6 protein-coding genes and 1 pseudogene are annotated in these 5,680 nt (G+C 58.3%); 3 read left to right on the top strand and 4 right to left on the bottom strand.

Annotated elements, in window-relative coordinates; genetic code table 11:
- From AC4GMC_RS16895 to AC4GMC_RS16905, 3 genes are all read left to right on the top strand, one after another.
- The coding region (locus AC4GMC_RS16895) for a tripartite tricarboxylate transporter permease (protein ID WP_488082292.1) at nt 1–899 on the top strand (899 nt) is incomplete at its 5' end.
- Nucleotides 899–2,236: an acyclic terpene utilization AtuA family protein gene (locus AC4GMC_RS16900; RefSeq protein WP_487877523.1), complete on the top strand. Its 1,338-nt coding sequence runs from the start codon at nt 899–901 to the stop codon at nt 2,234–2,236. The genes AC4GMC_RS16895 and AC4GMC_RS16900, both read left to right, overlap by 1 nt.
- Entirely contained in the window at nt 2,229–2,528 is a 300-nt protein-coding gene (locus AC4GMC_RS16905) for a DUF4387 family protein (RefSeq protein WP_487877522.1), read from the top strand. The genes AC4GMC_RS16900 and AC4GMC_RS16905 overlap by 8 nt, the downstream gene beginning before the upstream one ends.
- 1 nt (nt 2,529) lies before the next feature.
- On the opposite strand, the gene AC4GMC_RS16910 is transcribed toward AC4GMC_RS16905, so the two are convergent.
- The 4 genes and pseudogenes from AC4GMC_RS16910 to AC4GMC_RS16925 all read right to left on the bottom strand — a co-directional run.
- Nucleotides 2,530–3,315 (bottom strand): IclR family transcriptional regulator, encoded by a 786-nt coding sequence (locus AC4GMC_RS16910; RefSeq protein ID WP_487877521.1) that lies wholly within the window; start codon nt 3,313–3,315, stop codon nt 2,530–2,532.
- A 15-nt stretch (nt 3,316–3,330) separates the two neighbouring features.
- A complete protein-coding gene (locus tag AC4GMC_RS16915) occupies nt 3,331–4,698 on the bottom strand; it encodes a TRAP transporter large permease (RefSeq protein ID WP_487879253.1) in 1,368 nt (455 codons plus the stop codon).
- A complete protein-coding gene (locus tag AC4GMC_RS16920) occupies nt 4,698–5,366 on the bottom strand; it encodes a TRAP transporter small permease (protein WP_487879254.1) in 669 nt (222 codons plus the stop codon). The genes AC4GMC_RS16915 and AC4GMC_RS16920 overlap by 1 nt, the downstream gene beginning before the upstream one ends.
- A 138-nt stretch (nt 5,367–5,504) precedes the next feature.
- Nucleotides 5,505–5,680, bottom strand: a pseudogene (locus tag AC4GMC_RS16925) (TRAP transporter substrate-binding protein); the annotation flags it as partial.

Consider the following 5,680-nt stretch of genomic DNA (forward strand, 5'->3'; position numbering starts at 1 on the left):
ATGACGGGATCGATTTCCTTGTGGCCATCGTCGGCTTGTTCGCCGTGTCCGAGGTGTTCTTTTTTATCGAAAAGCACGGCAAACAGGGCGCGTTGAACATCAAGATCGACAAAGTCACCGTCCCGTGGCTTGAGATCTGGTCCACGCGCTGGGTCATGCTGCGGTCCTCGGTTTTGGGTTTTATCGCTGGGGTTTTGCCCGGTGCGGGGGCCTCGCTCGGCTCATTCCTGACCTACGTGACCGAGAAATCCATTGCCGGCGAAAAGGGTAACTTCGGGACCGGCGTGGCCAAGGGCATTGCCGCGCCCGAGGTCGGCAACAACGCCGCCGCCGGTGGTGCGCTGGTGCCGATGCTGACCCTCGGCGTGCCCGGATCGGGCACGACAGCCGTGTTGCTGGCGGTGCTGGTCACGCTCAACATCACCCCCGGCCCGACGCTCTTTACCGACCGACCCGATGTGGTTTGGGGGCTGATCGCGTCACTGCTGATTGCGAACTTTGTGCTGCTGGCGATGAACGTGCCGATGGTGAAGGTCTTCGTAAAGCTGCTGGAACTGCCACCTGCCATCCTGATGCCGGGCGTGACGATGGTTAGCTTTGTGGGGATATACTCCCTTACGGGGAGCTATTTCGACCTGCTTTTGGTCGTGTTGTTCGGCATTCTTGGCTATGTCCTGCGCAAGTTGGATATCCCGACAGTGCCAGTCATTCTTGGCATTCTGTTGGGCGGCAAAATGGAAAAACAACTGCGCGACGCCATGGTCCTCAGCGACGGCGACTGGACCTATCTGCTGTCGAGCGGGATTTCCATCGGGCTGTTTGTGGCCGCGTTCCTTGGCTTTATCGCACCGATGTTCCTGCGTAAGTTTCTCAAGAAACCACAGCTGCCGACAGATTGATGACACGCGTTCTGATCCCCTCCGGTGCCCTTGGGCTGAATTACGACCAAGCCGCGTTGGAGCGGGGTATCGTCAATCGCCCCGACATTATCGTGATCGATGGGGGCAGCACCGACAGCGGGCCTGCGTATCTGGGGCGCGGCGTGTCGAAATACGCCCGCGCCTCCACCAAGGTGGAATGGGCCGGGCTGATGACCGCGCGCGCCAAGGCGGGGGTGCCGCTAGTGATCGGCACAGCGGGCACCTGCGGCGCGGATACTGCGGTCGATTGGATGCTGGAGCTGACCCGAGAAATCGCGGCTGAGCAAGGCACTCCCGTCAAGATCGCGACCCTGAAATCGGGCCAAGATCCTGAGGCCATCGCAAAGGCCAACCTAAGCCCCCTGCCCGGTGCCCCAACCGTCACGGCCGAGGATATCGCCGCGTGCAGCAATATCGTAGCACTCGCCGGGGCCGAGCAGGTCACGCAGGCCCTTGAGACAGGGGCCGACATCATCATCTGTGGCCGCGCGACTGACACGGCCATCATCGCGGCCCTGCCGTTGCAAAACGGCGATCACGCAGGTGCCGCATGGCATGGCGCAAAGATCGGTGAATGCGGTGCACTGTGTGCCACCAACCCGCAGTCGGGCGTTCTTCAGGTGGATTTTGACGCGACGGGGTTTACCATCACGCCACTGGCGGATGGCGCGCACGCCACGCCGCACACGGTCTATGCCCATATGCTGTATGAGAACTCCGACCCGTTTATCCTGTATGAACCCGGTGGATATCTGGATGTTCGGGACGCAACCTACACTGCGCTGGATGACAGCCGTGTCCGGGTCGAAGGCTCGGCGTGGGTGCCGTCAGACGCCTACACCGTCAAGATAGAGGGCGCGCGAGTGGCGGGCTATCAGGTCGTTGCTATGGCGCTGTTGCGCGACACCCGTTATGTGGCCAACGCGCAGGCTTGGGCTGATGATATCGCCACAAAAGCCCGCGCCAAGGTCGAGGCCCGACTGGGCACCACGGATTTTCATATTGAGCTGCGCCTGATTGGTCAGAACGCCAGCTTCGGCCCGCTAGAGACCAAGGCCAGCACCCCGAATGAGATCGGCGTCACCGCCATTGTCACCGCCCCCACCGAGGCCCGCGCCGAAGAAATCGCCAAGATCCTCAACCCCTATCTGTTGCATCACCCACTGACCCAAGAAGAAGAGCAGCCGACATTTGCTTTCCTCTTTTCTCCGCCAGAAATGAAACGCGGCGCGACCTATGCGTTCACGCTGCATCATACAATGACGTTGAACAACCCGATGGATGCATTCCGCCTAGAGGTGCATGAACATGGCTGAATTGCGCGCCCTTGTCCAAAAGGTCCGATCCAAAAATGCAGGACCATTTTGGCTGACGATTGATATCTTTTGTGGCAGTGCCGCGGCCTATACCGTGGTGCAACCCCGGCTAGACACGGCGGCTGTCGCGCAGGTGTTTGGCAAGGATGCCGCGACCTTCAAACGCTTCGACATTCCAGACCTGCATGTGATCAAAATCAGCCTGCCGCGGCCTACTATTCAAGGTGCGATTGAGGACCGGGATATGCACGGTGCCTCATGGGCCGCCCTTGTGGGTGAAATGCAGATTTAGCCTAAGCCTCAGACACAACGGACGCGAGTTCCGCCGCGCCATCGATCAGTCGGTCAAGGTGATGCATCAGATCATGCACCGATTGACGCTGGGTCGGAGCATGGATCGATAGGGTACACAGAAGCCGCCCCTGATCGCTTTTGATGGGCACGGCGATGGCGCACATGCCTTCCATGTATTCCTCATCATCGATGGAATACCCACTTGCCCGGATTTGCGCCATGCTCGTCTTGAGCGCGGCAGGATCGGTTACGGTGTTGCCTGTATGCGCCTCAAGTGGTGCATTGCGCAGGTATCGATCTAGATAATCGGGCCGCAGCGATGAAAGGTACAGCTTGCCCGATGCGGTGCAATGGAACGGCACAATGGTGCCCACAGGCATGGCAATCCGAAGGGGCCACGCACTCTCGATCCGGTCGAGGTAGTACATCCCGTCGCGGTCAGCGATGGCAATATTACAGGTTTCACCGACTGCATCCACGATTGAGCGCAGCACGGCAATACGCACAGTCCGCACCCGTTCCGAGCTAAGCGTATCCACCGCAAGGTGGCGCAGACGACGGCCGGGGCTATAGCTCCGCCCGTCGAGATCACGTTGCAGAAAACCTTCCTGCTCGGCAGTGTGAAACAGCCTGTGCAGGGTGGGTTTGGGCAGGCCGAGGGTGTCATTCACGCCAGATGGTGTCACGGGGGTGCCCGCTTTGGCCACCTCCTCCAGCAGCCGAAGCAGCCGGAGGTTGGTGGGAATGTGTTCGTCCGCATTCGATTTTGCGGTGTCCTCAGCCATACCTACGCGTCCCAGTTACCTGTTGGGCAGCAACGACAGAGCCGTTGACGGCACCAAAGCTACAAAAATCCATACCGAGATCAGAGCGATAAGGTACGGGAAGATGTACCGCAAGATGCGGAAGTACTGCACTCCGGTCACCCCAGAAGCCACGTAAAGGTTCAAACCATAGGGAGGCGTGATGAAACCAATCGATGCACCAACTAGGAAAATCACCGCAAAGTGGATCGGATCAACGCCCACGCTGGCTGCAATTGGGGCCAAGATCGGGGCAAGGATGATGGTGACGGGCAGCGACTCGAGGATCATGCCCGACACGAACACGATGATCATCGCCGTGAACAGAACCGCGTAGTAGCCACCCATGGCAGTCAGGAAGCCGCCGATCACCTCCTGTGCCCCCAAAAGCGACAGGATCTGCTGCATCACCACCGAAACCGCGATGAGCGGCGCCAGAATGCCGGTGATCTGCGCCGAGCGGATCACGATGGACGGGATGTCGGGGATGTTAAATCCCTCTACCACGAACATCGAAGCAAAGCTTTTCTGCTCAAGCGGCTGCTCGTTATCCACGTGCAGGAACTTGGTCGCATAGTAGCTCAGGATACCTGCAATGATGCAAAAGCCCACTGTCACGCCTGCCGCCTCGGTCGGAGAGAACTTGCCAGTGTAGATGCCCCAAAGCACCAGACCGATTGCAAAGAACCCAAGCCAAGCACCGAACGCCGTTTTCAGGATGCGGTTCAGTTGGATCGGGATCAGGTAGCCCCAGCCGTTCGCACGACAGATCACCCAGCAGGCGAACTGCATGCCGAACACCATCAAGGCGCCGGGCAGAATACCCGCCACAAACAGGTCCGAGATCGGCAAGTTCATCAAGAAGCCATATACGATGAAGATGATCGAGGGCGGGATGATAATCCCGACCGTGCCGCCCGCCGCCGCTGTCGCGGCCGAGAAGCGTTCGTCATATCCACCTTTGACCATTTCGGGGTGCAGCATCGAGCCGATTGTCGCCGTCGTTGCCGAGTTCGAGCCCGAGATCGCCGCAAACAGGCCACAGGCCCCAATCGCCGCCATCGCCAAGCCGCCACGCAGCCAGCCAAGACAGGAATACGCAAAATCCGACAGCCTACGGGCAATACCGGATTTGTTAATCAAATCCCCCGTCAAAATGAACAGCGGCATCGCCAACAGCGCAAAGCCCTTGTTGAACACGTTCAACAGTTCCGCGCCCATGTTATCAAGTGTCAGACCCAGCACAAACGAGCAACCAATGATCCAGTATGAGATCACCAACAACACCGGCACACCGAGCATAAACAGAAACGTCACAGTGATTGAAATTAGGGTGACCCAGGTTCCATCAGTCCATTCAGCCATCACGTATCCCCCCCGATAACAGCTTGTTTAATCAGCGGCTCATCATTGCGCCACGCGCGGATATCGTCGCTCAGGTTTTGGAATACGCGGGTAACCAACAGCACAAACGCGATGGGTGCGGCTGTTAGGAACCACCACTGCATCACATTGTCCGTCCCCATCACGATAGCAAAGTTATCGGCCACCAGCGCAGTTTGCCGCGCCGTGGTCACAAAGACGATGACAGCAAAGACAAACCACAAAATCGCATCCAGCCACAGGCACATGTATTGTGCTGCGCGCGGCATATTCATGCGGAATTCGTTAAAACTAAGGTGCGTGCGCAACCTCACATTATAGGACGCGCCAAACCAAGCCATGATCATGAACAGGAACGGCGGGATCGTGGTGGACCAAGGTTCTTGGTCGTTAAACACGAACCGCTCGATCACGCCCGAAAAGATGATGTAGGCGATCGCCAAGTAGCTGCCCACCATCACGGCACGCTCTAGCTGGCGCTCAATCAATGGCGCCGCCCGGTAGAGCATCATCATCCCATATCCAGCGATTGTCACCGTTATGGTGCCCAGCGCATAGGCGGCATCTGCACGCAGCGCCTGCCTGATCGCCCAGACATCCCCAGAGATCATCGCCGAAATGATGGTCCCCATATCCGACACCATTTCCATGGGTCGTCCCTCCTATTCCAACTCTAAAAAGGGCCCCATTTCAGGGCCAAACCCGTCCAGTTTTCTAGATCACGGTTTCACAGAAAAAAAGGCCAACCCCCGACACACGGGGATTGGCCCTTTGGCATATCTAGGCGATTACGCTTTCCACCAACGGCGGGGTTCGACGTTTTCGGCCAGCGTGTGGGTGTTGGTGCGGACTTCGTTGTAGATGTCCTGGTATGTATCGATCCCACCGGCCCAGCCGTTGATCCGCTCGCGCCACTGCTCCCAGAGCTGTGGTTGGAACTCGGGCGAGCACATTTCCTCGGCCA

This window comes from Thalassobacter sp. (assembly GCF_982993085.1).